The sequence below is a fragment of the Streptomyces sp. NPDC058470 genome (assembly GCF_042721055.1).
GTDB lineage: Bacteria > Actinomycetota > Actinomycetes > Streptomycetales > Streptomycetaceae > Streptomyces.
Window position 1 is genome coordinate 161,637 of the sequence record NZ_JBHXMF010000004.1, and the last position, 23,985, is coordinate 185,621.

Genomic DNA, 23,985 nt, shown 5'->3' on the forward strand with positions numbered 1-23,985 from the left:
ACCGCGGCGGGACCATGGAATGCATGACCGACCGCGATACCGCACGGCACATCGAAATCTCCCTGGTCAAGCGGGGAGTCCACTGCACGGCGAAACTGCTCGACGACCGCGCGCCGATCACCTGCGCCGCGGTGTGGGACGCCCTCCCGCTGAGCGGCGACGTCTACCACGCGAAGTACGCGCGCAACGAGATCTACGCCCTGTTCCCGCCCTTCGCACCCGCCGAACCACCCCTGGAGAACCCGACAGTCACCCCCATACCGGGTGATCTGTGCTATTTCGCCTTCGCGGGTACCGAGCTGGGCACGAAGGCGTACGGCTACGAAGCCGGCGTACGCCCCGGCACCACCGTCGTCGACCTCGCCCTCTTCTACGAGCGCAACAACCTGCTGCTCAACGGCGACGTCGGCTGGGTGCCGGGCATCGTCTGGGGCCAGGTGACCGAGGGCCTCGACGCGATGGCCGAGGCCTGCAACGACCTGTGGCGCTCCGGGGCGCTGGGGGAGACGCTCAGCTTCCGGCGGGCCGAGCGTTAGGCGAGCTCGGGAGCGGGGACTCCCGCAGCGCCCGCCGTGTACAGCGCGTGCGCCGTCCGCAGGACGAGGTCGTCGCGGTGGCGGGCGGCCACGATCTGCAGGCCCACCGGAAGTCCGTCGCCGTCCACGCCGACCGGGACCGTCGCCGCGGGCTGCTGGGTGAGGTTGAAGGGGTACGTGAAGGGGGTCCAGCCCGTCCAGCGGCGGTGGCCCGACCGAGCGGGGACCTCGACGCCCGCCTCGAAGGCGGTCAGCGGGAGCGTCGGTGTGACCAGGATGTCGTACGACTCGTGGAAGAGGCCCATCCGCCGGCCCAGGTCCATGCGGACGTCCACCGCGGCGAGGTACTCCAGTGCGTTGTGGCGGGCGCCGAGATCGCGGATCTCACGGAGGCCGGGGTCGAGCAACTCCCGCTGGTGGGGCCCGAAATGCTGGGTCAGGCGGGCCGCGCCGGAGAACCAGAGCGTGTGGAAGGCGTCCACCGGATCGGTGAAGTCGGGGTCGGCCTCCGAGACATGGGCGCCGAGCCCCGCGAGCCGCTCCACCGCCCGCCGTACCGCCGCCGCGACGGCCGGCTGGACCGCGACCTGCCCGCCGAGCGAGGCCGAGTACGCGACCCGCAGCCCCCGCACCCCACCCTCCAGCGCGTCCACGAAGGAGCCGTTCACCGGCCCGAGCGCCGACCAGTCACGCGCGTCGGGCCCGCTGATCACGTCCATCATCAGCGCGGCGTCGGCGGCGTCCCGGGTCAACGGCCCCACATGCGCCAGCGTCCCGAACGCGCTCGCCGGATACAGCGGCACCCTGCCGTACGTCGGTTTCAGCGCGAAGATCCCGCAGAAAGCGGCCGGGATACGGACACTGCCGCCCCCGTCCGTGCCGAGGGACAGGGGGCCCGCGCCCAGCGCCACGGCCGCCGCGCTCCCGCCGCTGGAGCCGCCCGCGGTGCGTGAGCCGTCGTACGGATTGCGTGTCACACCGGAGAGCGGCGAGTCCGTGACGCCTTTCCAGCCGAACTCGGGTGTCGTCGTCCTGCCGAGGAACACGGCGCCGTGTTCGCGCAGTCGGGCGACGGACGGCGCGTCCTCGTCCCAACTGCCCTGCGGATCTGTGTTCCTGGAGCCACGCAGGGTCGGGCCGCCGCGCAGCAGGAAGATGTCCTTGACCGTGACCGGGACGCCGTCGAGGAGGCCCGCGGGCTCACCACGCCGCCACCGCTCCGTCGACTCCCCTGCCTGTGCGAGCGCTTCGTCCGTGTCGAGCCGGACGAAAGCGTTCACCGCGGCCTGGGTTCGACCGGCCCGGTCGAGGGTCGCGCGGGTGACGTCCACGGGGCTGAATTCGCCCTTGCGATAGCCGTCGACGAGTTGCACGGCGGTCAGCTCGGTGAGTTCCGACATCGGCCCCTCCAAAGGGAGTACAGCAGGGTGGGTGGTGACGGGAGTTCGGTTACCGGGCTCGGCGACCGGCTTCGGTGACCGGGTTCAGTGACCAGATACGTACCCGCGCTTCTTGTCGACGACGTTCGCCAGCGGCTTCCCCGCCTCCCAGCGCTCGAACAACTCCACGAACTGCGTGCCGAGTTCATCACGCCAGCCGATCGTGTCCCCGCTCATGTGGGGCGACACGATCAGCCCGGCCACCTCCCACAACGGGCTGTCGGGACCGAGCGGTTCGTGCTCGAAGACGTCCAGCGCGGCCCCGGCGATCCACCGCTTCGACAGCGCCTCGACGAGTGCGTCCTCGACGACGAGCTGCCCGCGTCCGACGTTGATGAAGCGGGCCGACGGCTGCATCATCCCGAAGCGCCGCGCGTCGAACATGCCGTGCGTGGCCTCGGTGAGCGGCGCCGCGGAGACCACCCAGTCGGCGCGCGCCATCAGCCGGTCCAGCTCAGCGGGTCCGTGGACACCGGTGCGCGGGGTGCGCCCCACCAGAGCCGTGGTGATGCCAAGTGCCTTGAGGGACTTGACGATCGCCCGCCCGATCGGACCGGAACCCACCACGCACGCGCGGGTGCCCGCCACCCGCTGCGACTCCCGGTGCCGCCATTCCCGCCGCCGTTGCAGGTCCCAGGTCCTCGGCAGGTCCTTGGCCATCGCGAGGACCAGTGCGGCGACGTACTCCGCGATCGGTTGGTCGAAGACTCCGCGCGCGTTGGTCACCACCGTGTCGGACGCGGCGAGTTCGGGGCACATGAGGTGGTCGACCCCCGCGCTCGCCGTGTGCACCCAACGGGGTCTGGGACCCGCACCGGGCCAGGCGTGGCGCACGGCGTGCGAGCTGAAGTCCCAGACGAGCAGCACATCGGCCGCCGACAGCCGGTCGGCCAGCGTGGAGGCGTCGGCGTGCTCGACCCGCACCCGCCCGGTGAGCTTGCCGAGGCGGGGGAGCGGTTCGGCGTCGAGGACAAGCAGAGTCGTATCGGGCATCGTCGGGAAACCGTTTCGCAATACGGGTCCGCTTCTCTGAAGGGGTGCTTCGTCGAAGGGGGCTTCGCTGAAGAGGTGAGGGTGGGCCGTAGCCGTCTGAGATGCGCGGATTGACCACGCTCGCACCCGAACCTACCTTCGTCAACACGGACCCGCTCATGGTCCGTTGCTCACCCGTTTCCCTTTGTGAGGCCGGTGCCTGCCATGGACGTCTCCTTTCTCGGCGGACCCCGTCCGCAACGCGGTGTCGGCGTCGTAGCCCCCTTCGATTTCGCCCTCGACCGCGAGCTGTGGCGCTGGGTCCCGGACGATGTCTCGCTGCACCTGACCCGTACCCCGTTCGTGCCGGTCGAGGTCAGCCTCGACCTGGCCCGCCTGGTCTCCGAGCACGAGACGCTCGGCGACGCGGTGCGCGCGCTGAACGCGGTCGCGCCCGAGATCATCGCTTACGCGTGCACCTCGGGCAGTTTCGTCGGCGGTGTCGCGGGTGAGCGGGCGATGTGCGAGGCGATGACACGGGCCGGCGCGGTCCCCTCGCTCACCACCTCGGGCGCCCTGCTCGAAGCGCTGGACGAGCTGGGCGCCCGCCGTATCGCGCTCGTCACCCCCTACACCGTCTCGGTCACCCAGTCCCTGGAGGAGTACCTCGCCGAAGCGGGCATCACCGTGACCGGCCGCGCCTACATGGGCCTCACCAGCCATATCTGGAAGGTCCCGTACCGAGAGGTGGTCGACATGGCCCGCGCAAGCGTCCGGGACTCGGCCGACGCGCTCTTCATCAGCTGCACCAACCTTCCGACGTACGACGTCATCCCCCAGCTGGAGGCCGAACTGCGGATCCCGGTGATCTCGGCCAACCAGGTCACGATGTGGGCAGCCCTGCGGCATCTGGGTACCCGAGCCGTGGGCCCCTATCAGGCGCTGCTGGACCAATCAGCTCGTAGGGGGCCCGTACTGCCGGAACAGAACCCGCAGGAAGGTTGGGCATGACCACACTGGGATTCCTCTACCCGGGCCATTCGGCCGAGGACGACTACCCGCGCATGGAGCAGCTGCTCGGCAGCGACATCCGGCTCTCCCTCGTCCACACCGACATCGGCGAGGACGCGCACCGCGTGGACGCGCTCCTGGAGATGGGCTCGCAGGACCGGCTCGTGGCGGGCATCGAGGAACTGCGTCTGTCGGGCGCCGAGGCGGTGGTGTGGGCCTGCACCAGCGGCAGCTTCGTGTACGGCTGGGAGGGCGCCCACGAGCAGGTCCGCGCCCTCGCGCGAGCGGCAGGGCTGCCTGCCTCCTCCACGTCGTTCGCCTTCGCGCACGCGGTGCCGGAGCTGGGGGTTCGGCGGGTCGCGATCGCTGCGACCTATCCCGACGACGTGACCGCGCTCTTCGCCGCGTTCCTGAAGGACGCCGGGGTCGATGTGGTCGCGGTGCGCGCCTCCGGGATCGTCACCGCCGCGGAGGTCGGCACCTGGGGCGAGGCCGAGACCCTCGCCCTCGCCCGCGCCGCAGACCACCCCGACGCGGACGCGATCCTCGTCCCCGACACCGCCCTCCACACCGCTTCCTTCCTCCCGGCCCTGGAGAAGGAACTCGGCAAACCCGTCCTCACCGCGAACCAGGTCACCGTCTGGGAGGCCCTACGCCTGACCGACCGCCGCGTGAACGCGCCCGAGCTGGGGGAGCTGTTCACGAGGGAGCGGCGGGTGCAGGTGTGAGGGGTGGGTTTTTCGCCCCCTCCGCCCCAGACCCCGCTCCTCAGCCCCGGCCGGGGCCAAAGATTTTCAGCCCGTCCGGCGTTTGAGGAGGAGGCAGAGCCATGCCGATCCCCCAGCCGCCCGTGGGGCGGAAGTCTTCATCCCCGGCCAGCACCATCCAGCCCGTCCGGCGTTTGAGGACGAGGCCGCTCAGGCCGACAGCGGGGGTCTGGGGGCGCAGCCCCCAGATACGGGACGGGTAGGGGCGGAGGGGGCGAAAACAGCTCCACCCCAGCACCCACCCGGGCCGCCCGGGAATAAACGGAGACACCCTCCTGTTCGTAATCCGCGGACGACACAACGTACGAAAACAGGAGGCACCCCCGGTGAACGAGACGGACGAGATCCGCGGCACGGCACAGGGCACCGCCCCGGTCCCCCTCTCCGTACTGGACCTGGTCACAGTCGGCGCAGGCCACACAGCGACCGAAGCCCTCCAGACCAGCGTCAAGATCTCCCGCCTCGCAGAATCCCGCGGCTACCACCGCTACTGGGTGGCCGAACACCACTCCATGCCGGGCGTGGCATCCTCGTCCCCCGCCGTGATCCTCGCCCACCTGGCAGCCCACACGACCCGCATCCGCCTCGGCTCGGGCGGCGTCATGCTCCCCAACCACGCCCCCTTGGTCATCGCGGAACAGTTCGGCACCCTGGAGGCAATGGCCCCGGGCCGAGTGGACCTGGGCCTGGGCAGGGCCCCCGGCACGGACGGCGCGACCGCCGCGGCCCTCCGCCGCACCGAGCGCCTGCACGAAGGCGCCGACGACTTCCCCGAACAGCTCGCGGAGCTGATCCGCTTCCTGGACGACAGCTTCCCCTCCGGCCACCCCTACGCCCGCATCCACGCGGTCCCGGGCCCGATCCAGTCGACCTCCCCCGGCGGAGTCCAGTCCCCGCACCGCCCCGTGATCTGGCTCCTCGGCTCCTCCGGCTTCAGCGCCCGGCTGGCCGGAACCCTCGGCCTCCCCTTCGCCTTCGCGCATCACTTCTCGGCCCAGAACACGATCCCGGCCCTGGACCTCTACCGCGAGTCCTTCCGCCCGAGCGCCGTCCTGGACGCCCCGTACGCGCTCATCGGCGTCTCCGCCCTCGCCACGGACGACGAGCAGGAAGCCCGTCGGCAGGTGCTCGCCGCCGCACTGAACATGGTCCGCCTGCGCACCGGCCGCCCCGGCCTGGTCCCGACGCCGGAAGAGGCCGCGGCATACGAATTCAGCCCCATGGAGCAGGATTTCATCGCCTCCTGGAACGCCAACGTCATCCACGGCACCGCCGGCGAGGTCCGCGCCGGCCTCGACGACCTCCAGAAGCGCACGGGCGCGGACGAGTTGATGCTCACGTCCCACGCCCACACCGGTGACGTACGGCTGCGCTCGTACGAACTGATCGCGGACGCCTACGGGTTGCCGGGAGCCTGAACCCGCTGCTCAGACCTGACCGCAGGTCGCCGCCGCCTCCAGCAGTGCGGAGATACGATCCGGCGCCACCGGGCGCGAGTACAGCCACCCCTGCCCGGTGTCGCAGCCGATACCGCGCAGGCGGGAGGCCTGTGAGGCGGTTTCCACGCATTCGGCGGTGACCGTAAGGCCCAGCCGGTGGGCGAGTTGGATGAGGGCCTCGACGATGACCTCGTCGGCGGGGTTGGGGTGGGCGTCGGTGCCGTCGCGGCTCTCGTACTGGAAGCCCCGTACGAAGGCGCCGTCCAGCTTGAGCACCGACACCGGGAGCCGGCTGAGGTATGCCAGGTTCGAGTAACCGGTGCCGAAGTCGTCGATGGCGATGCGTACGCCCATGTCGCTGAGGGCCTGCAGGGCCTGGAGGGGACGGCCCGCCGAGCCCATCACCGCGGACTCGGTGAGCTCCAACTGGAGGAGTTGCGGCGGGAGTCCGGTCTCCGCCAGGATCTCCGCCACGTCCGCGACCAGGTCGGAGTCCCAGACCTGACGCACCGCCACATTCACACTGACGAAGATCGCTGCGGCGTCCGGGTGGTCCAACTGCCAACGGCGGGCCTGTCGGCAGGCGGTGGCGAGGACCCAGCGGCCGAGCTGCACGATCGAGCCGTCCTCCTCGGCCAGTCCGATGAACCGATTCGGCGTGAGCATTCCGAACTGGGGGTGGTTCCAGCGGACGAGCGCCTCGACTCCGCGCACGCTGCCGTCCTCCATGCCCACCAACGGCTGGTACTCCAGGGTGAATTCACCGCGCTCGACGGCGGCGCGGAGGGTGGAGGAGAGGGCCTGGCGAGTCATCCGGTGCGCGTTGCGCTCCGGGTCGAAGAGGGTCCAGCGGCCCTTGCCGTCCGCCTTCGCCCAGTACAGCGTGGTGTCCGCGGCCTGCATCAGCCCGGTCGCCGAGGTCCCGGCGGCCCGGCGTTCGACGACACCGATGGACGCGGAGACGGAGAGCCGCTGACCGGAGAGGTCGAAGGGCGCCTGCAGTGACTTGAGGACGGACTCGGCGAGGTCGGCCAACTGCTCCGTTCCCGTGGAGTCCTCGACGAGCAGCGCGAACTCGTCACCTCCCAGTCTCGCCACCAGGGGAGTGGTCGCCCGTGCGTGGCCCGCCTCCTCCGCGCAGCGCGTGAGGCGTTCCGCGACGGCGGCGAGGAGCCGGTCCCCGACCCGGTGGCCGAGGGTGTCGTTGACCGCCTTGAACCCGTCCAGATCCAGATAGCAGAGCCCGATCCGGCCGGTGCCGCCCTCCTCGTACGCCTCCGCCTCAAGCGCGGCCGTCAGGCGCTCGAAGAACAGGGTGCGGTTGGGCAGCCGGGTCACCGCGTCGTGCATCTGCAAGTGCCGTAGCCGCGCCTGGAGTTCACGCCGGGCGCTGATGTCGGAGACGGAGAGCAGCACCGCCCGCTCCTGGGCGGGCAGCGGCGAGACCGTCACCTGGACCCAGAGCGAGTGCCCGTCGGGGTGCTTGAGCCGACGCGTGCAGCGCAGCCTGGCCTGCCGGCCGCGCAGCACCTCGCGGTACGCGTGCCAGGTGCGGGCGTCGGACGCCAGATCCATCAGGTCGGAGGCGATCTGCCCGGCGAGGACGCCGGAGTCGCTGCCGAGCAGCGTGCCCAGCGACTCGTTCGCCGTGACGACCAGGCCGTCGCGGTTGACGACTGCCATCGCGAGGGGCGCGGTGGCGAACGCGGCCTGGAAGGCACGGGATGACGCCACGTCAGGAGGCGTCATGGAGGGGTCGGATGCGACGGCAGGCGTCTCGGTGGGAGCAGGTGTGCCGGGAGGCGTCTCGGTGAGGTCGGATGCGACGGCACGCGTTTCGGTGGGGACGGATGTGCCAGGAGACGTTTCGGTGGGGACGGATGCGACGGGAGGTGTCCCGGGGGATGCGGAGGGGCCGGGAGGTGGCCCGGCGGGCGTACGGGGAGAATGATTGATGTGACGCTCTGTGACGGCCGGCCGGACGAAGTCTGCCGCGGGCGCCTGCCCTTCGGACGTTCCGCTCACCGCTCGCTCCCGCAGTGCACTCGTTCTTCGTATGGGTCTCTTGGGGTGGTCGGCCGGTGATGGGCGGCCGCACAAGCCGTGTCCGTGCAGGAAAGTGTGCCGATCATAGAGGCTGGCCCCGGGGAGTCGCAGCCACTGTCCAGTGTCCCGGAACAACCACCCGTTCTGACAGATCGTTTCTGCCTGCATCTGGACGGGTTCCTTCCTCCTCCGATCGCATGTGACGTTCCGTGAGTGTTCGGGGTGTCGCCCTCTCCTGCCCTCTCACCCTTCTGGTGTAGACAAACAGGGCAAAGTATGACGAACCATCACAGGCTGGGTGCGGTGTTCCGAAATCCGCATCCGGAGGTCGATGTGCCGCGTCCGCTCCCACTGAAGGAGCTCACCCGTGAGGTTCTGCGGGTCTTCACCCGTGACGGGGCGCCCCGTTGGCGCAGCACCGCGGCCGTGTTCACCTCGATGTCAGCGCTGGCCGCGACCTCACTGCTGCCGGGTCCCGCGCTCGCTGAACCCCGCTCGGAACTGTGCGCCCTGAAGCGGACCGAGGCGCATCACTCGGAGGGCCTCGACACCTGGAACGCCGCCTACACCCGCCCGACCCGCGCCCTCGACGCGGTGATGGTCTTCCTGTCCTTCCCCGACTCGCAGCCGCAGACCACGCCCGCCGAACTGACCGCCGACTACTTCCCGGCCACCAGCCACTTCTTCGAGCGCGCCTCCTACGGCAAGTTCACGGTGCGCCCGCACCCGCAGCGCGACTGGATCCGGATGCCGCATCCCTCCACGGCGTACGCCATACAGCGCGACTGGAACTCCGCACACCGCGCCGCCTATCTGCGCGACGCGATCGCCGTGGCCGACCGGCAGGTCGACTTCTCGCGCTACGGCATCGTCTACTTCGTGGCCGACCCAGATGCGCCGGGCGTCGACTCGGACGCGACGAAGGTCGTCAACCTCGACACCCCCCTGCGCGCCGACGGCAAGGCCATCCGCCGGGTCGTCACCGTCTTCGAGAAGCACCCGCCGGACCGTCTCGTCCTCGCCCACGAGACGGGCCATGTCTTCGACCTCCCCGACCTCTACCACCGCCCCGTCGACGGCAAGGGCGACTGGGACACCTATGTCGGTGACTGGGACCTCATGGGCAGCCAGTTCGGCCTCGCCCCCGACCTGTTCGGCTGGCACAAGTGGAAGCTGGGCTGGCTGGAACCGCGCCAGGTCGCGTGCGTGCGTGGCCGGGGGAGTACGCGGCTGACGCTGGAGCCTTTGGGGGCGGGGCCGGCGACGGTCGGCGCGGCGGGAGCTCTCGGCGACTCCGCCGGCTCCAGCACCTCCGGTGCGCGGGCCTTCGGTTCCGGTCGGGGCACCAAACTGGCCGTGGTTCGTACGGGTCCCGGCAGTGTGCTCGCCTTCGAGGCGCGCGGCTCGGCGGGCAACGACGGGTCGACGTGCACGCAGGGCGTCCTCGTCTACCGCGTCCGCAGCGAGGCCCAGTCCGGCCGCGGCCCCATCGAGGTCCTCGACGCGCACCCCCGCTCCGAGTCCTGCTGGGAGGACTCGGTCTACCCGCCGCTCGCGGACGCCCCGGTGGTACTCGGGGAGACTTTCACGGTACCCGGCGAGAACGTACGGATCGAGGTGGAGGACCGGACGGCTTCGGGGGCGTGGACGGTCAAGATCACGACCGGGTGAGCTTTCGAGCGGGCGGTCACCGTGGCCGACCTCGGCGGAGGCGTGGGTGGCGAAGCCCCCACAACGCGCGGCGAAGCCGCGCAAAAACAACGATGGCGAGACCGTTCGCGTATTCCGCGAACCATCTCGCCATCGCTAGCGTGCGCCGCCAGGGACTCGAACCCCGGACCCGCTGATTAAGAGTCAGCTGCTCTAACCAACTGAGCTAGCGGCGCCTGCTGACGTCGTAGACCTTAGCATCCAAGTCCTGGGGAGGAAAAATCGATATCCGCACTGCCGCGCGGGCTGCCCGTACGGTTGCCCACAGCAGGATCTCGGGGCCCGGGAGCCAGGGATGCCGGGTGTCGGGGGCGACGAGCCAGCGGGATTCCAGGCGGCAGGAGGGGCTCGGATCGCCGGAGTCGTGGGTACTCGGCGCGGGGACGGTGACCGCGTCGCCGATGCCGTGGCAGAGCAGGGGTGGAATCCCCTCGCTCCGGGAGCCCGACTCCTCCCATTCGAGAAGCGAGGGCAGTCGCTGTGCCGTACCGGGCGCGGCGAACAGCAGCATCCGCCCGCGGTACGCGGCCACCGGGCCCGAGCCCGGCCCCTCGTCCCACAGCCGGTCGAGCATCCACCGCCCGAAGACCGCCGGGACGTTCACGACGTCGAAGGCGCTCCCGCAGGGCAGCACGACCGGGGCGCTCGGCCGTTCCTCCCAGAGCGCGAGCGTGCTGCGTGGGTACGTTCCTGCTGAGGCGAGCCAGGCGACTCCCTCGGACGTGACACCCGAGACGTCGAACTCGCCCGCCGGATTCTGTGTGCTCATGGCAACAACATCTACCGGCGGTGAGCATGCGGTCTCCGAGAGTTGCCGGAAACCGGGACAGGAGAGGGTCGGATGCGGTATTTCAGCCCGTCCGGCGTTTGAGGACGAGCGCGTCAGCGCGTCAGCGCGTCAGCGCGTCAGCGCGTCAGCGCGTCAGCGCGTCAGCGCGTCAGAGGGGGCCTGGGGGCGGCAGCATCCAGGGACAAGGGACGGGTAGAGGCGGGTAGAGGTGGGGGGGGCGAAACCCCCCACCCCACCCCAGGCGCCCCCGGCATCACGCATGGTCCCCAACCCCATGCCCAAGCCCATGCGCCCGCCCGCTGCCTTCCACCCCCCGAAGCAGATCGCGGCCGAACTCGATCATCTTCTTCGCGTAGTCCTCGGTCCACTCGGCCCGCTCCGCGACCGCGGCCGCCGTGAGCCGGTCGAAGCGTCGCGGATCGGCCAACTGCGCGGCGGCGACCGCCTGGAACTCGACGGCCCGGTCAGCCGCGGCGCGAAACGCCAGAGTCAGCTCCGTCGCCCGCGCCAGCAGCGCCTGCGGATCGTCTATCGACTCCAGGTCGAAGAAATGCTCCGGATCGCCGGCGGCCTCCGCCGGCTCGAAGAGCAGGGGCGCGGGGCGTAGCCGCGGTTCGTTCTGACGCGGCGTGGGCTCCGCCATGTCTTCTCCTCCTCGTACGGTTCTCAGGGCACGCCTTGCGAGCGGGCCACCGTCTATTGTCCCCCGGCGGCGCAAGAGGGCCCGGGGAACCAGCGAACCGGGGGTTGCCCACCGAGCGGGAGCTGCGGGCGCCCACCGGGCGGTCGCCCACCGGCGGGAGCTGCCGCTCCCCACCAAGCGTGAGCTACGGCCGCCAAGCCACCCGATGCTCGCCCAGATGGGACAACACCGAATGGTTCGCCTCCCAACCATCGGGAAACTTGACGGTGACCCCCAGCTGAACCGGTTCCGTGGACGGATGATCGTCCAGCAGGTCCGTCACCCCCGCCCGGCACACCACGATGCACGCGTGCCGGTGCCGGGACGCGAGCACGCACAACCGGCCCGTCTCCAGATGGAACGCCGTCGCGTCGGGCCGCCCCGAGAGCGGATGCAGAACCACCGTCACATCGAACTCCCGCCCCTGAAGCCGGTTCGCCGTGTCGACGGTGACGTCCAAGACGCCGAGCTCGACCAGCGCGGCCCGCACCGCGGCGGCCTGGTCCCGGTGGGCCGTGCCGACGGCGATCCGGTCGGCGGTCAGCGGCACCGGCTCGGCGGACCGCTCCGACGTGGCCGCCCCACCCCGGTCCAGGAGTCGGCGTACGACCTGGGCCACGGCCCGTACCGCTTCGGGATCCGTACGAGGTGTGTGCCCGGCCGGCAGTTCCAGCAGCCCCCAACCCGCCTCCGCCGCCTCGTCGATGACCCGGTCGGGACCCGAACCGTCCGACGGGACACCGAAGTCGAGCCGCCGGTCACCGTGGCCCGTACCGCTGCGGAACGGCGTGTACGGGTAGAACGCGTCCGAGACGAGCGGCGCCGCCGACGCGGGCAGCCGCCAGGACACCGGCAGCCGGTGCTGGGGCAGTTCGGGATTGTGGGCGAGCAGCGTCGTCACGGCGGACGCCGACGGGTCGTACGACAGGCCCGCCCACTGCTCGGATCCCACGGTCGCGAACGGGTCCAACTGCCCCGGGTCGCCCACGAACAGCGCCCGCTCGAAGAGCCCCGCGACGGCCAGCAGCGCGTCCGAACGCATCTGGTAGGCCTCGTCGACGATCGCGTGCCGCCACGGCTCGACGCCCTTGACATGCGCCCACTTGGCGGCGGTCGAGATGACGACGTCGAGGCCCGCCAGATCGGCCGCCTTGGTGGACTTGCGTACGTTCGCCAGGCCGTCGAGCGTCTTGTCGTACGGGTCGGGGTCACTGCTGTGCAGCCGCCCGACGGGCAGCTCGGGGTCCTTCTCGGCGAGCCGCAGCACTAGGTCGTCGACCTGGGCGTTGGTCTGCGCGATGACCATCAACGGGCGCCCCGCGGAGGCCAGTTCGAGCGCGGCCCGGACGACAAGGGTGGACTTGCCCGCGCCGGGCGGGGAGTCGACCACGACTCCGCGATGTGTGCCGTGCAGCGTGTCGTGGAGGATCGCGTCGGTCGCCCGGGTGGCGGCGGTGCCCGGATCGAAGTCGGTGCTCGTCGGGGATGTCACAGGACGTCCTCCTCCGTCACCTGGTCGGGACGGGGTACTGCGTCGGCCTCACCCGGCGGCCCGCCGTGCGTCCAGGGCGTCTCCTCCGGGTCGGGCAGCTTCGCCCCGCCGCGCTGCTCGTGCTCGAAGAGCGTGAAGCAGACAAGGTCCCCCTTCTCCGGCACGGACCCGGCCTCGGGCTCCTTGCCGCGCCCCATCTTGTCGACCACGCGCAGGACGATCAGGGCGCCGTCCTCCTCGGCCGCGACGAACTCCGCCGCCTGCGGTTTCCCGCTCAACGAGCGGTACACCTTCGCCCGTTGCCCCAGATGCGGCCGGTCCTCCGTCCGTACGGTGACCAGGGGGCGCGGGCTCGGCCGCTTGCCCTCGCTGTACGCCATGACGACATCGATGACCTCGCCCGCGAAGGCCTCACCGCCGAGCCGCCGTCCGGCCATGACAAGGGTGTCGTCCAGGGCCTCCTGGGCTTCCAGGCGGGCCTGTTCCCGCTCGCGTGTGGCGAGTTTGTTGGCCGCGGTGACCGCGTCGTCGCGACGCGGCTGCGGGGGTTCGCCCGCGGTGATCCGGTCGCGATGACCGGTGAACGACCAGCGGTCGCGGGTCCACCGGTCGGCCGCGTGGGCGCCTTCGGGCAACTCCCGCAGCAGGTCCAGGCCACGCCACACGGCGTCCCAGGTGGGCCGCGTGACGCTCTCGACGAGGGAGTGGATCTCCCGCTCGGCATTGACGAGGTCACCGAGCCGGTCGTCCGCCTCGATGCCGTCCTCGGCGGCGGCGAGTGCGGTGCGTGCCCGGCTGTAGCGCTCGATGGCGGGGGCCAGCAGCCTGTTGTCGAAGGCCGGGTCGGTGGCCGGTCCTGCGGGCGGACAGACGAGCTGCCCCCGGGAGTCCCGCAGCAACTCCGCCCGCAGCGCCGCCTCCGCGCCCGACGCGCCGTCCGCCGGGTCGATCCAGGCGAGCAGCGCTCCCAGGTGCTGGTCCTCAAGACTGCTCTGCCCGGTGGCCCAGTGCCGCGACAGGACGTCGGTGAGGGCGAGCAGCAGCGCGGATCCGGGCACCCGGGCCCGCTCCCCGTAATGCGTCATCCACCGCCCGAGCAACGGCACCCGGGGCGGCGCCGGATGGGGCGCCTCCGGCTCCTCCTCGGCGGTGCGCCTGAAACGCATGGAGCGCCCCAGGAGTCGTACGAACTCCACGCCCGACCGGCTCGGCACGATCAACTGCGGTGCGTCCGCGCACAGTTCGACCTCGACCTTGACGCGCTTGCCGGTCTCCGGATCGGTCTCGTTGCGCTCGGCGGCCTCCACCACGTCCGCGTACGAGTCGATGTACGGCAGTACGACGTCCGCGAGCTCGGCGAGGAACGCGAACCGCAGGTCGCGGTCCCTTGGCTGCGGTACGACGAGCAGCCGTGGCGCGTCCCGCTCGGTCCCGACGAGTGCCCCGAGCGGCGCCCCGGCCTCACCCGCGGTGATCAGCGGCACGAACACGAGGGGCCGCTCGGCGAGATGGCGGTGCCGCACGGTGGCGGTGGGCTGGGCCCGGCCGCTGTCGACGGCTTCGAGACGGGCGAGCGTGGCGATCAGCGACATACGGCGCCCTCCTGGACTCCCGAGGGCCCAAGCTCCAACGGCCGTACTCCAAGGGGCTCGGCCCGCAGCTCCGCCGCTCTGCGCAGCGCCGCGACCGCCGGATCGGCCGGATCCCCGGCTTCTCCATGGGCCGCGGCCAGCACGTCACCCACCGTCGTCAGCCCGCCCAACTCGGCCCGCAGCGAGCGCCCCAAGGACGTCACCGCGCCCTGGGCGCGGGAGCGGCCGCGGCAGTGGAAGGCCAGCTCACAGGCGGCCAGGCACTCGGGGGCGTACGTCGCAGGGACGGACTCGACCGCGGCCGTGAGGGCGTCGGCGGAGAGGTCGGGGGAGAAGCAGGTGCCTTCGGGGAGGGCGTCGGCGATGTCCTCGACCCGGGTGAGGCGGGCGAGCTGGCGGCGGGTGACCGCGCGCTGCTTGCGGACGTCGACGGCGGACGCGGTCGGGAGATTGGAGAAGTCCTTGGGGCAGACCAGGAGGATGCGGTGGCGGACCTCGGGAGCGGGGTCCAGCCGGGCGGCCACCTCCTCCAACGCCAGTACGTACACAGCGGACTGGCGCGCGGCCGCGCCCACCTTCGCCGGATCCGCCGAACCGTCCAGCATGGGGAAGGACTTGATCTCGACGACGGTCCAGCCGCCGTCGGGGTGCACGACCACCGCGTCGGGCTCCAGGAAGGCCGGGGAGCCGGCGACATCGAGGGCGATCATGGGATGGTCGAGCAGGGTCCAGGCGCCGACATCGGTGGCCTCGCGCAGGGCGAGGGCCGTACGGGCCGCGCGCCCCTGGGGGCCGACCGCCGAGAGGTCGGGCACGCGCCCCGACGCGGGCGGCTCGGCACCGGGGTCCAGCTTCTCGTGCACGAGGCGGAGCAGCTCCGCGCCCCCGTCGGCCTTGACCCGGGCCTCGAACGCGTTGCCCCGCATGAAGGCGAACTGTGACTGCCCGAAGGCGGACGGCGAGCCCAGGCCTTCCGCCAGCTTCGCCTTGTCAACCCCCGCGCCGTCCAGGAGAGCCCGCCGGTCGCACCCGGGGTTGGCGGCGAGCGCCGCGAGGGCGCGCGCATCCAGCGCCTTGGGGGGTACTGCCGGGCCGCGCAGGTCAGCGAGCCGCTGCCGCAGCGCCGTCCCCCGCGTCCGTGGGGGCGGCACCCGGCTCGGCTTCGGGCCCGGTACGGGACTCGCGCTGTCGGGGAAATCGTTCACCCGCGGAAGTCTGGCACCCCGCACTGACAATTGAGGAACCTGCGCCGCGCGAGGTGCCCGAGGCCCGTGCGATCAGGGCGCCGGGGACCTTGGTGAAAGGCACGCCCACGACCTGTGCGAAACGCGCGCCCAGTGTCGTCCTCGCGCGGTCGGCGACCCGCATCATGAAGGGGGTCAACAGCAGCCCGGCCCCCATCACCGCGGCGCCCGCGACCGCGTCGAGGAAGTAGTGGTTCGCAGTGCCCATCACGACGATCGTGGTGATCAGCGGATACGCGACGGCCGCGGCCTTGGCCACCGGCGTGCGGCCGTACTTCCACAGGATCACTCCGCACCACAGCGCCCAGCCCACGTGCAGGCTCGGCATCGCCGCGTACTGGTTCGTCATGCCGCCCAGGCCGCGCGGGGCGCTCGCATCGCCGGCCCACCAGCCGTAGTCGCTGTACTGCGCCATCGTGTCGACGAAGCCATGGCTCGCGTCGAGCAGTCGGGGCGGGCAGGTGGGCAGCAGCGTGAAGCCGATCAGGCCGATGAACGTGGAGGTCATGAGCCAGGTGCGGGCCGCGCGGTAGCGCACGGCGCGGGACCGGAAGAGCCAGATCAGGATCGTGGGCGTGACCAGGTAGTGCAGGGACGCGTACCAGAAGTCGGCGGGTATGCCGAGCCAGGCCTCGCGGGTGAAGAGGCGGTTCAGCGGGTGCTCGGCGTTCAGCCGGAGCGCCTTCTCGATGCGCAGGATCTCCACCCCGTGGTCGACCGCGCCCGCCTCATTGCCCCGGGCGAGCAGCCGGCCCGCCGAGTAACACGCGTACACCATCAGGATCAGCGGGAGCTCGGTCCACCAGCGGAGCCGGGCCCGCGATCCCCCGGAGGTACGCAGCTCCGTCCACCGGCGAAGCCGGGCGCGTGGTGCCGCCTCGGCGCGCGGTGCATCGGTCTGCGGCATCCGATCGCCCTCCCCCATCTGCTTGCGGTGACCCGACAGTCTGCACGGTCCGCCGACAGCGAGGTCTGCACAGTCTGCACACGAAGATCCGTGGCCACATTCGATTTTACGGTGTATGTGAACTCCCCGAACGGGCGCCCCTCGGTCGTCAAAGACGCAGAGATCTCCCCCCGGGTTGCCCGGCGAGGGGGTGCGCGATGATGGGAATGACCGATCCCGCACACCTTGACGACCCACCCAGCACACCTGAAAGACCCTCTCCCCACACCCGAACAACTCTCTCCCCACACCCGAACAATCCCTCCCCACACCCATCGGAAAGGCATCTCTCCATGGCATCGCGCATCCTGCTGGCCCGGCATGGACAGACGGCATGGTCGCTGTCCGGCAAGCACACCGGCAGGACCGACGTCCCGCTCCTGGAAGAGGGCAGGCGCGGCGCCAAGCTGCTCGGCGAGCGGCTGCACCGGGCGCCCTTCGACGGGCTGGACGGGGTGGAGGTGCGCACCAGTCCGCTGGCACGCGCGCGTGAGACGTGCGAACTCGCCGGGTTCGGGGACCGCGCGACCACCTGGGACACGCTCATGGAGTGGGACTACGGCGCGTACGAGGGCATGACCCCGGCCGAGATCCAGGCGGTCCGGCCGGGCTGGCTCATCTGGCGTGACGGTGTCCCCGAGGGCGAGACCCGGGAACAGGTCTCCGCGCGCGCGGACGAGGTCGTCGCCTGGGCCCGCGCCGCCGACCGTGACGTGCTGATCTTCGCCCACGGCCACATCCTGCGCTCCATAGGAGCCCGCTGGCTGGGCCTCCCTATCGACTTCGCGGCCCGCGTCCGCCTCAATCCGACCTCGCTGTCGATGCTCGGGTGGGCCTATGGCGAGCCGGCGATCGAGTCGTGGAACGACTGCGGCCATCTGACCGCGTGATCACAGGGGCTGATTCTCGGCGCCGGCGACCGTCCTCACGCCGATCGCGGCAGCGACGCGTGCCGGTCCAGGAACGCCCCGACGCCCGACGCCCTCCGGTGCGGCAGGAGCACCCGCGCCGTTCCCGCCAGCATGGTCTGGATGCGCGAGGACTGGACCTCGTTCAGAAGGTCCAGGACACGCAGTCCCGCGACGGCGGCCTCGTCGGGGCGGCCACCGCGGGCGAGGTCGTCGGCGAGTTCGGCGGTGTACAGGGCCAGGTTGCGGGCGAAATGCGGGTCCTGAAGGGCCGCGGCCCGGTGTGCGTGCCGGGCAGCGCGGGGCCAGTCGCCAAGCGTCGACCAGCACTGCGCCTCCAGACCCTCCAGTTCGGCCTCTCCGTAGAAGGTCATCCACTCGGGATCCGTATCCGAAGGACCCCGCTCGTAGAGGGCCTGCGCACGCGCCAGCGCCTGCTCGCACCCCGCCCGGTCGGTGAGCCCCGCCCAGCCGCCCGCCTCACGCAGCGCGAGCAGCGACAGCAGTCGCGGGGAGCCCAGCGGGCGCGCGGCCCGCTGCGCCGCCTGCGCCGCGCGCACGGCCTCGCGCGGGCGCCCCGCGTCGCGCGCGAGGAACGCCGTGTTGCAGAAGGCGTGGGCCTCCAGAGCCGGGTCGCCGGACATCCGCGAGGTCGCGAGCGCCTCCGCGTAGTGCGAGCGTGCGTCGTCGAAGCGCCCGGAGTCGTGCGCCAGCCACCCCACCGAGATGGCCAGTTCACCCGCGCCCGCGTACAGCCGGTCGGCGGTCGCCTGCCGGGTGGTGCCGGCGTCGAGCAACTCGTACGCCGTCCGCAGCGGCGCCGCGGCCCGCCGGTAGAGACCGTCGGCCCCGTGCCGGTCGTCGAGCAGCCGGATCTTGCGTACCGCCTCTTCGAGGGCGCCGGCCTCGGACGTGCCCGCCCGGTGGACACGCCGGTCCGCGGCCGCGGCGGGGGAGCCGAACGCGACCCCGAAGGGCATCAGTGAGGCAGCCGCCACGGTGGCGGTGCCTCCCGTCATGAATGCGCGACGCTGCACGTCGCTCTCCTCGTGGTCCTGTTCGTGGTTCTCGTACGGATCGTGCGGGTCGTACGAGTGGCACCGATCGTGCGGGTCATGCGGGTCGTATCGAAGGTCTTGCGCTTCATACGGCCGGTCTTGCGCTTCGTACGTCTCATACGTCTCGCGCGCCCCCTCCGTCTCAGGTGAGGCGTGAGAAGGGCGTGCAGGGTGCGGAGGGAGCGCTTCGTCGGTGTCGCGCGCTCCGCGTCCGCGTACCGATGAGCGGGGCGCGAAGCCCAGGTCGGTGAGCGTGCGGCCGGGGAACATGTGCAGGAACACCCGCTCGTACGCGTAGTTGGGGCACCGGATCTCGCCCGCCTCGACGCGCCCGATGTAGCGCGCGTCGCAGCTGACCCGCTCGCCGATCTCACGCGCGGCCCGCCGCACCGCCGCGGCGAACTCGCCGGGCGAGCGCTGCGCGCGCAGCCGCCGGAAGGCGAGGTTCGGTCGCGATGCCCTGGGGGGCTGGGACGAGGTCACCGTTGACGACGCCATGGTCGGGCCCTCTCTTGCGATCCGTCGATCCGTCGAACCGTGCCGGATTCAAGACGAGTTACCCGGGTTGTGCCCTATGGGTGCCCTGCGTCCGGCGGAGCAAGAACGTACCTGCTGTGACGGTGTCCCTACGCTGGGTTTGGCTACAAACCGGATATCTCATCCACGATCTGCCATGAACTGCCATCCTTTGCGGCGGTGTTACGCCGTAGCCGTTGACGTTCTGACGCGTTGAACTCTGTGGACCGGGAGCCCCACCCGAACTCCCGACCCACTCGTCAGGAGGAGGGGTTCCGTGTTGGAGGCCGGGATGGAGACCAGGCAGACCACCGAGTTCCGTACGCCGCTGTCGACCGCGCAGCACCGGCCGTCGCCGGAGTCCAGCGCTCCACCGGAACCGGTTGCCGACTGCGACCTGGTGACGGTGCCCACGCGGCAGGGCCTGGAGGCGGTCGACATCCTGCGCCGTGGCTCGGGCGACGCCGTCGGACCCGTACTGCACGACGACGGCTGCGACACCCTCGGCTTCCTGGTGCCGCCCGGCACCGCGGACGCCTGGGACATGCCGGGCAGCACCTGTACGCACACCAACGGCCGCGGCCTGAGACTGGCCCCCGAACCCCCGGTCGAGGGCTCGGACTGGCTCCTTCCGCCGGGCGACGCGGACCTCGCGACCGACCCGGCGGTACTGCGAGCGGCGCTCGGAGAGGCGGCGCGGCTGATCGAGGCGGCGGACAACTGCCGCTGAAACGCCCAAAGGGCCGCCACTGAATTCGCCACCGAACCCGCCGCTGGACCCGCCACCGAATCCGCCGCTGAGCCGACCCGCCCTTACGCCCCGATAATGGCGGGATGGCAAGGGCGAGGAACAAGCGGTCCGACGACGGGCGCGACGCGGGTCGTGACGCCGGGCGTGGCTCGCGGCGCGGGCAGGCGGCCGCGGCCGAAGCCGTCGTCGAGGCGGTCGACGGCGGGCTCGCCGAGCTGATGCCCGACCGGGACCGGGCGCGCGCCTGGACCCTGCTGATCGACGGCGCCCCGCAGTCGCACGTCGACCTCGACGACCCCAGGTATCTGAACTTCGAGTACCAGCGCCGCCTCGGCCACGTCATCGATCTCGTCGCCCCGCCCGGCAAGCCCGTGCACGCCGTGCACCTCGGCGGCGGCGCCCTCACCCTCGCCCGCTACACCGCCGCGACCCGCCCCCGCTCCACCCAGCAGGTCATCGAACGCGACGCCACTCTCGTCCAACTGGTCCGCCGCGAGCTGCCGTTGGATCCCGGCGCCCGCATCCGGGTGCGCTCCCTGGACGCCCGTGAAGGACTCGCGAAGGTGCCGGACGGCTGGGCGGACCTGGTGATCGCGGACGTGTTCAGCGGGGCACGCACGCCGGCCCACCTCACCTCGGTCGAATTCCTCACCGACGTCCGCAGGGCCGTCAAACCCGGGGGCCTGTACGCCGCCAACCTCGCCGACGGCCCGCCGCTCGCGCATCTGCGCGGCCAGATCGCCACCGCCGCGGCCGTCTTCCCCGAACTCGCGCTGATCGCCGACCCCACGGTGCTGCGCGGCAAACGCTTCGGCAACGCCGTCCTCGTCGGCTCCGCCCGTCCGCTCCCGCTGGCCGAACTGACCCGCCGGGCGGCCTCGGACCCGCACCCCGGACGAGTCGAACACGGCAAGGATCTCGCCGACTTCACCGGGGGAGCCATACCGGTCACGGACGCGGCGGCGGTGGCGTCACCCGCGCCGCCGCCATCGGTCTTCCGCTGAGCCGTCCCCGTCGACGCTCAGTACACCTGTACCTGCGGCGCGCTGTCGTGCCACGTGCAGAACACCGTCAGCCGGTCCACCCCCGAGCTGAACTCCACCCGGATCCACGTCTCCGTCTTCCACACCTGCATCGACCAGCCCGAACCCGGGGTCGCCGAGACGAGCGTCGCGGACGCCTTGCCGAGCGCGAAGACCGCCCGGCCGCCTTCGGTGTCGTAACTCTTGACCTGGGCGGACGAGGTACCGGACGAGGACGGCGAGGGGCCTGCGCCCAGAGTCTTCGAGGAGGTCGGAGTCGGCACAGGGCTCTGCGGCGCCTTGCTCGACGGGCCGTTCGACGGCTCGGCCCGTTCCGCCGAGGTGGCGAGCGGTTTCGCCTCCGGCGGCGTCGCGTCGCCCGCCGTGATGGGCAGGGCGCGCGGCGGGTCGTACGCCGTCCCCGTCATCACCGAGTGGACACCCCACCACGACAGTGCGACCGCCGCGCCCGTGGCGAGCGACCAAGCGAGTACGTGTACGAGTCCTCTGCGCATCGCGGCCATACTGCCTCACGACCGCCTCACACGTCCCAGGGGTCTCTCAGATTTCGCGCGCCGCTGGGCCCTGGTGGCCTTGTCCACAACCGGCTCGTGCGGACTCGTACCGAGTTATCCACAGGCACCGGAGCGGCTCGCCCCGATGGCGTACGGTCCTGCCCATGGCAAGTGTGCTCGTGGTCGAGGACGACCAGTTCGTACGCTCAGCCCTCATCCGGCATCTGACCGATGCCGCGCACATCGTGCGCAGCGTCGGCACCGCCCTTGAGGCGCTGCGCGAGGTCGCCCATTTCTCCTTCGACGTCGTGATCCTCGACCTCGGTCTGCCCGATCTGGACGGGGCCGAGGCGCTGAAGATGCTGCGCGGAATCACCGACGTCCCGGTGATCATCGCCACCGCGCGGGACGACGAGGCGGAGATCGTCCGGCTGTTGAACGACGGCGCCGACGACTATCTGACCAAGCCGTTCTCGGTCGAGCACCTGTCGGCGCGGATGGCGGCCGTCCTGCGCCGCACCCGGGTGCCCGCGGGGGACGTGCCCCCGTCGTCGGTCATCCGGGTCGGCGGACTCGCCATCGACCCGCTGCGCCGCCAGGCCGAACTGGACGGCGTACGGCTGGATCTCACCCGGCGTGAGTTCGACCTGCTCGCCTTCCTGGCCGGGCGGCCCGGCGTCGTCGTGGCACGCAGGGAACTGCTCGCGGAGGTGTGGCAGCAGGCGTACGGGGACGATCAGACCATTGACGTCCATTTGTCGTGGCTGCGGCGGAAGTTGGGCGAGACGGCGGCCAGGCCGCGCTATCTGCACACCCTGCGGGGTGTCGGCGTGAAGCTGGAGCCGCCGCTATGAGCCGGATCTCGGTCGGGGGGTGGGCGTCATGAGGTGGGCGCTGGTCAAGGTGTGCGTGGCGGTGACCACGATGGTCGTGGTGGCCTTCGCGGTGCCTTTCGGCCTTGTCATCAAGGAGATGGCCAGGGACCGGGCGTTCTCGAACGCCGAGCGGGAGGCCGCGGCGATCGCGCCCGCGCTCTCCATCACCACCGACCGGGACCAGTTGGAGCGGGTCGTCGCCTCCGCGGGTTCGGACCAGGGCATCGCCGTGCACATACCTGCCGCCGACGGCGCGGCCGCCGTCGAGATCGGCAAGCAGCGCGCCGCCGACGCGGACATCACCACGACCCGGAAGCTGGGCCGCGCCTCCACCACCGAGGTCCCCGGCGGCTCCACCCTGCTCCAGCCCGTCGCGCTGAGCTCCGGCAAGATCGCCGTCGTCGAGGTCTACGTCCCCGAGTCCGAGGTCGGCAACGGGATCGGCCCGGCCTGGGCGGTACTCGCCGCGGTCGGCGTCGCGCTCATCGTCGGCTCGGTCGCGGTGGCCGACCGCCTTGGCGTGCGGATGGTGCAGCCCGCGCAGCGACTGGCCGAGGGTGCGCACGAGTTGGGCGAGGGCAAACTGGGGGCGCGGGTGCCCGAGGAGGGGCCCACCGAACTGCGCCTCGCGGCGGTCGCGTTCAACTCGATGGCCGATCAGGTCGTACAACTGCTCGCCAACGAAAGGGAGTTGGCGGCCGACCTCTCGCACCGGCTGCGCACCCCGCTGACCGTGCTGCGGCTCAACACGGCCTCGCTGGGCGACGGACCGGCCGCCGAGCAGACCCGGGCGGCCGTCGCACAGTTGGAGCGCGAGGTCGACACGATCATCCGGACGGCCCGGGAGGCCAAACCGCAGACCGCCGCGATAGGCGTCGTCGCCGGGTGCGACGCGTCCGAGGTCGTGCGCGAGCGGATGGACTTCTGGTCGGCGCTCGCGGAGGACGAGGGCCGCAAGGTGCGGGTCGCGGGCGTGGACCGTCCGGTACGCATACCCGTCGCCCGCACCGAGCTCGTGGCCTGCCTCGACGCGCTGCTCGGCAATGTCTTCCGGCACACCCCCGAGGGCACCGCCTTCGCGGTCGACGTGCACAACAGCGAGGACGCCGTGATCGTGCTGGTGTCGGATGCGGGTCCCGGGATCAGGGACCCGGAGGCGGCGATGGCACGCGGGCGCGGGTCCGGGAGCGACGGCTCGACGGGGCTCGGCCTCGACATCGTGCGCCGGCTCGCGGAGTCGACGGGCGGGGATGTGCGGATCGGTTCGTCCGTGCTTGGGGGGACGGAGGTGCGGATCTGGATCCAGCTGGACGGGCGCGCGCCGGTCCAACGCGGGCATCGGGGGTCAGTACGGCGTCGTCGGCGCGGAGTGGGTGTGGGCTGACGTTTGTCAGGGCCGTCCGAGTCGTCCGGGTCGTCCGGGCGGGTGGGTCAGTTTGCCTGGGCTTCGGCTTGGGCGGCCTGGACCTGGGCTTCCGCTTGGGCCTGGGTTTCCGCTTGGGCCTCGGCCTGGGCTTCCGCTTGGGCCTGGGTTTCCGCTTGGGCCTCGGCCTGGGCTTGGGCGGCCTGGGCCTGGGTTTCCGCCTGGGCCTTGGCCTGGGCTTCGGCAGCCTGGACCTGGGCTTCCGCCTGGGCCTTGGCCTGGGCTCCCGTCGGGGCTCGCACCTGGGCTTC

At 71.5% G+C, this 23,985-nt stretch carries 22 protein-coding genes and 1 tRNA gene; 10 read left to right on the plus strand and 13 right to left on the minus strand.

What is annotated here, in order from left to right; genetic code table 11:
* The first annotated feature begins 23 nt into the window (after positions 1 to 23).
* Positions 24 to 536 (plus strand): DUF3830 family protein, encoded by a 513-nt coding sequence (locus tag ACFWP7_RS04550; RefSeq protein ID WP_384375841.1) that lies wholly within the window; start codon positions 24 to 26, stop codon positions 534 to 536.
* On the opposite strand, the gene ACFWP7_RS04555 is transcribed toward ACFWP7_RS04550, so the two are convergent.
* Together ACFWP7_RS04555 and ACFWP7_RS04560 are read right to left on the minus strand one after the other, a co-directional pair.
* Positions 533 to 1,936, minus strand: a complete 1,404-nt coding sequence (locus tag ACFWP7_RS04555; RefSeq protein ID WP_384375844.1) for an amidase — start codon at positions 1,934 to 1,936, stop codon at positions 533 to 535. The two genes, ACFWP7_RS04550 and ACFWP7_RS04555, sit on opposite strands and share 4 nt — an antisense overlap.
* An 84-nt stretch (positions 1,937 to 2,020) precedes the next feature.
* Entirely contained in the window at positions 2,021 to 2,968 is a 948-nt protein-coding gene (locus ACFWP7_RS04560) for a D-2-hydroxyacid dehydrogenase (RefSeq protein WP_384375846.1), read from the minus strand.
* 204 nt (positions 2,969 to 3,172) lie between these two features.
* Here ACFWP7_RS04560 and ACFWP7_RS04565 point away from each other — a divergent pair, with 204 nt between their 5' ends.
* The 3 genes from ACFWP7_RS04565 to ACFWP7_RS04575 all read left to right on the plus strand — a co-directional run bounded on the left by ACFWP7_RS04565 (position 3,173) and on the right by ACFWP7_RS04575 (position 6,143).
* A complete protein-coding gene (locus ACFWP7_RS04565; protein ID WP_384375849.1) occupies positions 3,173 to 3,958 on the plus strand; it encodes an aspartate/glutamate racemase family protein in 786 nt (261 codons plus the stop codon).
* Positions 3,955 to 4,686 carry a decarboxylase gene (locus ACFWP7_RS04570; RefSeq protein ID WP_384375852.1) on the plus strand — a complete coding sequence of 244 codons (732 nt, stop codon included), beginning with the start codon at positions 3,955 to 3,957 and terminating at the stop codon, positions 4,684 to 4,686. Before ACFWP7_RS04565 ends, ACFWP7_RS04570 begins: the two co-directional genes overlap by 4 nt.
* 365 nt (positions 4,687 to 5,051) lie before the next feature.
* Complete coding sequence (locus tag ACFWP7_RS04575) at positions 5,052 to 6,143, plus strand: LLM class flavin-dependent oxidoreductase (protein ID WP_384375855.1); 1,092 nt, start codon at positions 5,052 to 5,054, stop codon at positions 6,141 to 6,143.
* Positions 6,144 to 6,152: 9 nt separating this feature from the next.
* Here ACFWP7_RS04575 and ACFWP7_RS04580 read toward each other — a convergent pair whose 3' ends face one another.
* On the minus strand, positions 6,153 to 8,189 hold the full coding sequence (locus ACFWP7_RS04580; RefSeq protein ID WP_384375858.1) for an EAL domain-containing protein: 2,037 nt from the start codon (positions 8,187 to 8,189) through the stop codon (positions 6,153 to 6,155).
* A 297-nt stretch (positions 8,190 to 8,486) separates the two neighbouring features.
* Here ACFWP7_RS04580 and ACFWP7_RS04585 point away from each other — a divergent pair, with 297 nt between their 5' ends.
* Positions 8,487 to 9,881: a M6 family metalloprotease domain-containing protein gene (locus ACFWP7_RS04585; RefSeq protein WP_384375861.1), complete on the plus strand. Its 1,395-nt coding sequence runs from the start codon at positions 8,487 to 8,489 to the stop codon at positions 9,879 to 9,881.
* 141 nt (positions 9,882 to 10,022) lie between these two features.
* On the opposite strand, the gene ACFWP7_RS04590 is transcribed toward ACFWP7_RS04585, so the two are convergent.
* The 7 genes from ACFWP7_RS04590 to ACFWP7_RS04620 all read right to left on the minus strand — a co-directional run bounded on the left by ACFWP7_RS04590 (position 10,023) and on the right by ACFWP7_RS04620 (position 16,627).
* Positions 10,023 to 10,096, minus strand: a tRNA-Lys gene (locus ACFWP7_RS04590).
* Positions 10,087 to 10,689 (minus strand): bifunctional DNA primase/polymerase, encoded by a 603-nt coding sequence (locus tag ACFWP7_RS04595; protein WP_384375864.1) that lies wholly within the window; start codon positions 10,687 to 10,689, stop codon positions 10,087 to 10,089. The genes ACFWP7_RS04590 and ACFWP7_RS04595 overlap by 10 nt, the downstream gene beginning before the upstream one ends.
* Positions 10,690 to 10,963: 274 nt before the next feature.
* Positions 10,964 to 11,353, minus strand: a complete 390-nt coding sequence (locus tag ACFWP7_RS04600) for a hypothetical protein (RefSeq protein WP_384375867.1) — start codon at positions 11,351 to 11,353, stop codon at positions 10,964 to 10,966.
* 184 nt (positions 11,354 to 11,537) lie between these two features.
* On the minus strand, positions 11,538 to 12,884 hold the full coding sequence (locus ACFWP7_RS04605; RefSeq protein ID WP_384375870.1) for an AAA domain-containing protein: 1,347 nt from the start codon (positions 12,882 to 12,884) through the stop codon (positions 11,538 to 11,540).
* On the minus strand, positions 12,881 to 14,476 hold the full coding sequence (locus tag ACFWP7_RS04610; RefSeq protein ID WP_384375872.1) for a hypothetical protein: 1,596 nt from the start codon (positions 14,474 to 14,476) through the stop codon (positions 12,881 to 12,883). The genes ACFWP7_RS04605 and ACFWP7_RS04610 overlap by 4 nt, the downstream gene beginning before the upstream one ends.
* On the minus strand, positions 14,467 to 15,627 hold the full coding sequence (locus tag ACFWP7_RS04615; protein WP_384376122.1) for a hypothetical protein: 1,161 nt from the start codon (positions 15,625 to 15,627) through the stop codon (positions 14,467 to 14,469). The genes ACFWP7_RS04610 and ACFWP7_RS04615 overlap by 10 nt, the downstream gene beginning before the upstream one ends.
* Entirely contained in the window at positions 15,578 to 16,627 is a 1,050-nt protein-coding gene (locus ACFWP7_RS04620; protein ID WP_384375875.1) for a phosphatase PAP2 family protein, read from the minus strand. The genes ACFWP7_RS04615 and ACFWP7_RS04620 overlap by 50 nt, the downstream gene beginning before the upstream one ends.
* 332 nt (positions 16,628 to 16,959) lie before the next feature.
* Between ACFWP7_RS04620 and ACFWP7_RS04625 the strand changes: the two genes are divergently transcribed.
* Positions 16,960 to 17,556: a histidine phosphatase family protein gene (locus tag ACFWP7_RS04625; protein ID WP_384375878.1), complete on the plus strand. Its 597-nt coding sequence runs from the start codon at positions 16,960 to 16,962 to the stop codon at positions 17,554 to 17,556.
* Between the two features lie 35 nt (positions 17,557 to 17,591).
* Here ACFWP7_RS04625 and ACFWP7_RS04630 read toward each other — a convergent pair whose 3' ends face one another.
* On the minus strand, positions 17,592 to 19,130 hold the full coding sequence (locus ACFWP7_RS04630) for a hypothetical protein (protein ID WP_384375881.1): 1,539 nt from the start codon (positions 19,128 to 19,130) through the stop codon (positions 17,592 to 17,594).
* 310 nt (positions 19,131 to 19,440) lie between these two features.
* Between ACFWP7_RS04630 and ACFWP7_RS04635 the strand changes: the two genes are divergently transcribed.
* Positions 19,441 to 19,878, plus strand: a complete 438-nt coding sequence (locus ACFWP7_RS04635; protein ID WP_384376125.1) for a hypothetical protein — start codon at positions 19,441 to 19,443, stop codon at positions 19,876 to 19,878.
* Between the two features lie 104 nt (positions 19,879 to 19,982).
* A complete protein-coding gene (locus ACFWP7_RS04640; protein WP_384375884.1) occupies positions 19,983 to 20,903 on the plus strand; it encodes a spermidine synthase in 921 nt (306 codons plus the stop codon).
* A 17-nt stretch (positions 20,904 to 20,920) separates the two neighbouring features.
* On the opposite strand, the gene ACFWP7_RS04645 is transcribed toward ACFWP7_RS04640, so the two are convergent.
* Entirely contained in the window at positions 20,921 to 21,436 is a 516-nt protein-coding gene (locus ACFWP7_RS04645; protein ID WP_384375887.1) for a hypothetical protein, read from the minus strand.
* A gap of 164 nt (positions 21,437 to 21,600) precedes the next feature.
* Here ACFWP7_RS04645 and ACFWP7_RS04650 point away from each other — a divergent pair, with 164 nt between their 5' ends.
* Positions 21,601 to 22,290, plus strand: a complete 690-nt coding sequence (locus ACFWP7_RS04650; protein ID WP_384375890.1) for a response regulator transcription factor — start codon at positions 21,601 to 21,603, stop codon at positions 22,288 to 22,290.
* 28 nt (positions 22,291 to 22,318) lie between these two features.
* Positions 22,319 to 23,695, plus strand: coding sequence for a sensor histidine kinase (locus tag ACFWP7_RS04655; RefSeq protein WP_384375893.1), 1,377 nt, complete (start codon positions 22,319 to 22,321; stop codon positions 23,693 to 23,695).
* Between the two features lie 47 nt (positions 23,696 to 23,742).
* Here ACFWP7_RS04655 and ACFWP7_RS04660 read toward each other — a convergent pair whose 3' ends face one another.
* Positions 23,743 to 23,976, minus strand: coding sequence for a hypothetical protein (locus tag ACFWP7_RS04660; RefSeq protein WP_384375896.1), 234 nt, complete (start codon positions 23,974 to 23,976; stop codon positions 23,743 to 23,745).
* Between the last annotated feature and the right edge of the window lie 9 nt (positions 23,977 to 23,985).

What these genes read in the sequence shown, in the direction of transcription:
- ACFWP7_RS04550 (WP_384375841.1), top strand. Translation starts at nt 24, where the DNA reads ATGACCGACCGCGATACCGCACGGCACATCGAAATCTCCCTGGTCAAG.
- ACFWP7_RS04555 (WP_384375844.1), bottom strand. Translation starts at nt 1,936, where the DNA reads ATGTCGGAACTCACCGAGCTGACCGCCGTGCAACTCGTCGACGGCTAT.
- ACFWP7_RS04560 (WP_384375846.1), bottom strand. Translation starts at nt 2,968, where the DNA reads ATGCCCGATACGACTCTGCTTGTCCTCGACGCCGAACCGCTCCCCCGC.
- ACFWP7_RS04565 (WP_384375849.1), top strand. Translation starts at nt 3,173, where the DNA reads ATGGACGTCTCCTTTCTCGGCGGACCCCGTCCGCAACGCGGTGTCGGC.
- ACFWP7_RS04570 (WP_384375852.1), top strand. Translation starts at nt 3,955, where the DNA reads ATGACCACACTGGGATTCCTCTACCCGGGCCATTCGGCCGAGGACGAC.
- ACFWP7_RS04585 (WP_384375861.1), top strand. Translation starts at nt 8,487, where the DNA reads ATGACGAACCATCACAGGCTGGGTGCGGTGTTCCGAAATCCGCATCCG.
- ACFWP7_RS04595 (WP_384375864.1), bottom strand. Translation starts at nt 10,689, where the DNA reads ATGAGCACACAGAATCCGGCGGGCGAGTTCGACGTCTCGGGTGTCACG.
- ACFWP7_RS04600 (WP_384375867.1), bottom strand. Translation starts at nt 11,353, where the DNA reads ATGGCGGAGCCCACGCCGCGTCAGAACGAACCGCGGCTACGCCCCGCG.
- ACFWP7_RS04610 (WP_384375872.1), bottom strand. Translation starts at nt 14,476, where the DNA reads ATGTCGCTGATCGCCACGCTCGCCCGTCTCGAAGCCGTCGACAGCGGC.
- ACFWP7_RS04620 (WP_384375875.1), bottom strand. Translation starts at nt 16,627, where the DNA reads ATGCCGCAGACCGATGCACCGCGCGCCGAGGCGGCACCACGCGCCCGG.
- ACFWP7_RS04625 (WP_384375878.1), top strand. Translation starts at nt 16,960, where the DNA reads ATGGCATCGCGCATCCTGCTGGCCCGGCATGGACAGACGGCATGGTCG.
- ACFWP7_RS04630 (WP_384375881.1), bottom strand. Translation starts at nt 19,130, where the DNA reads ATGGCGTCGTCAACGGTGACCTCGTCCCAGCCCCCCAGGGCATCGCGA.
- ACFWP7_RS04635 (WP_384376125.1), top strand. Translation starts at nt 19,441, where the DNA reads ATGGAGACCAGGCAGACCACCGAGTTCCGTACGCCGCTGTCGACCGCG.
- ACFWP7_RS04640 (WP_384375884.1), top strand. Translation starts at nt 19,983, where the DNA reads ATGGCAAGGGCGAGGAACAAGCGGTCCGACGACGGGCGCGACGCGGGT.
- ACFWP7_RS04645 (WP_384375887.1), bottom strand. Translation starts at nt 21,436, where the DNA reads ATGCGCAGAGGACTCGTACACGTACTCGCTTGGTCGCTCGCCACGGGC.
- ACFWP7_RS04650 (WP_384375890.1), top strand. Translation starts at nt 21,601, where the DNA reads ATGGCAAGTGTGCTCGTGGTCGAGGACGACCAGTTCGTACGCTCAGCC.
- ACFWP7_RS04655 (WP_384375893.1), top strand. Translation starts at nt 22,319, where the DNA reads ATGAGGTGGGCGCTGGTCAAGGTGTGCGTGGCGGTGACCACGATGGTC.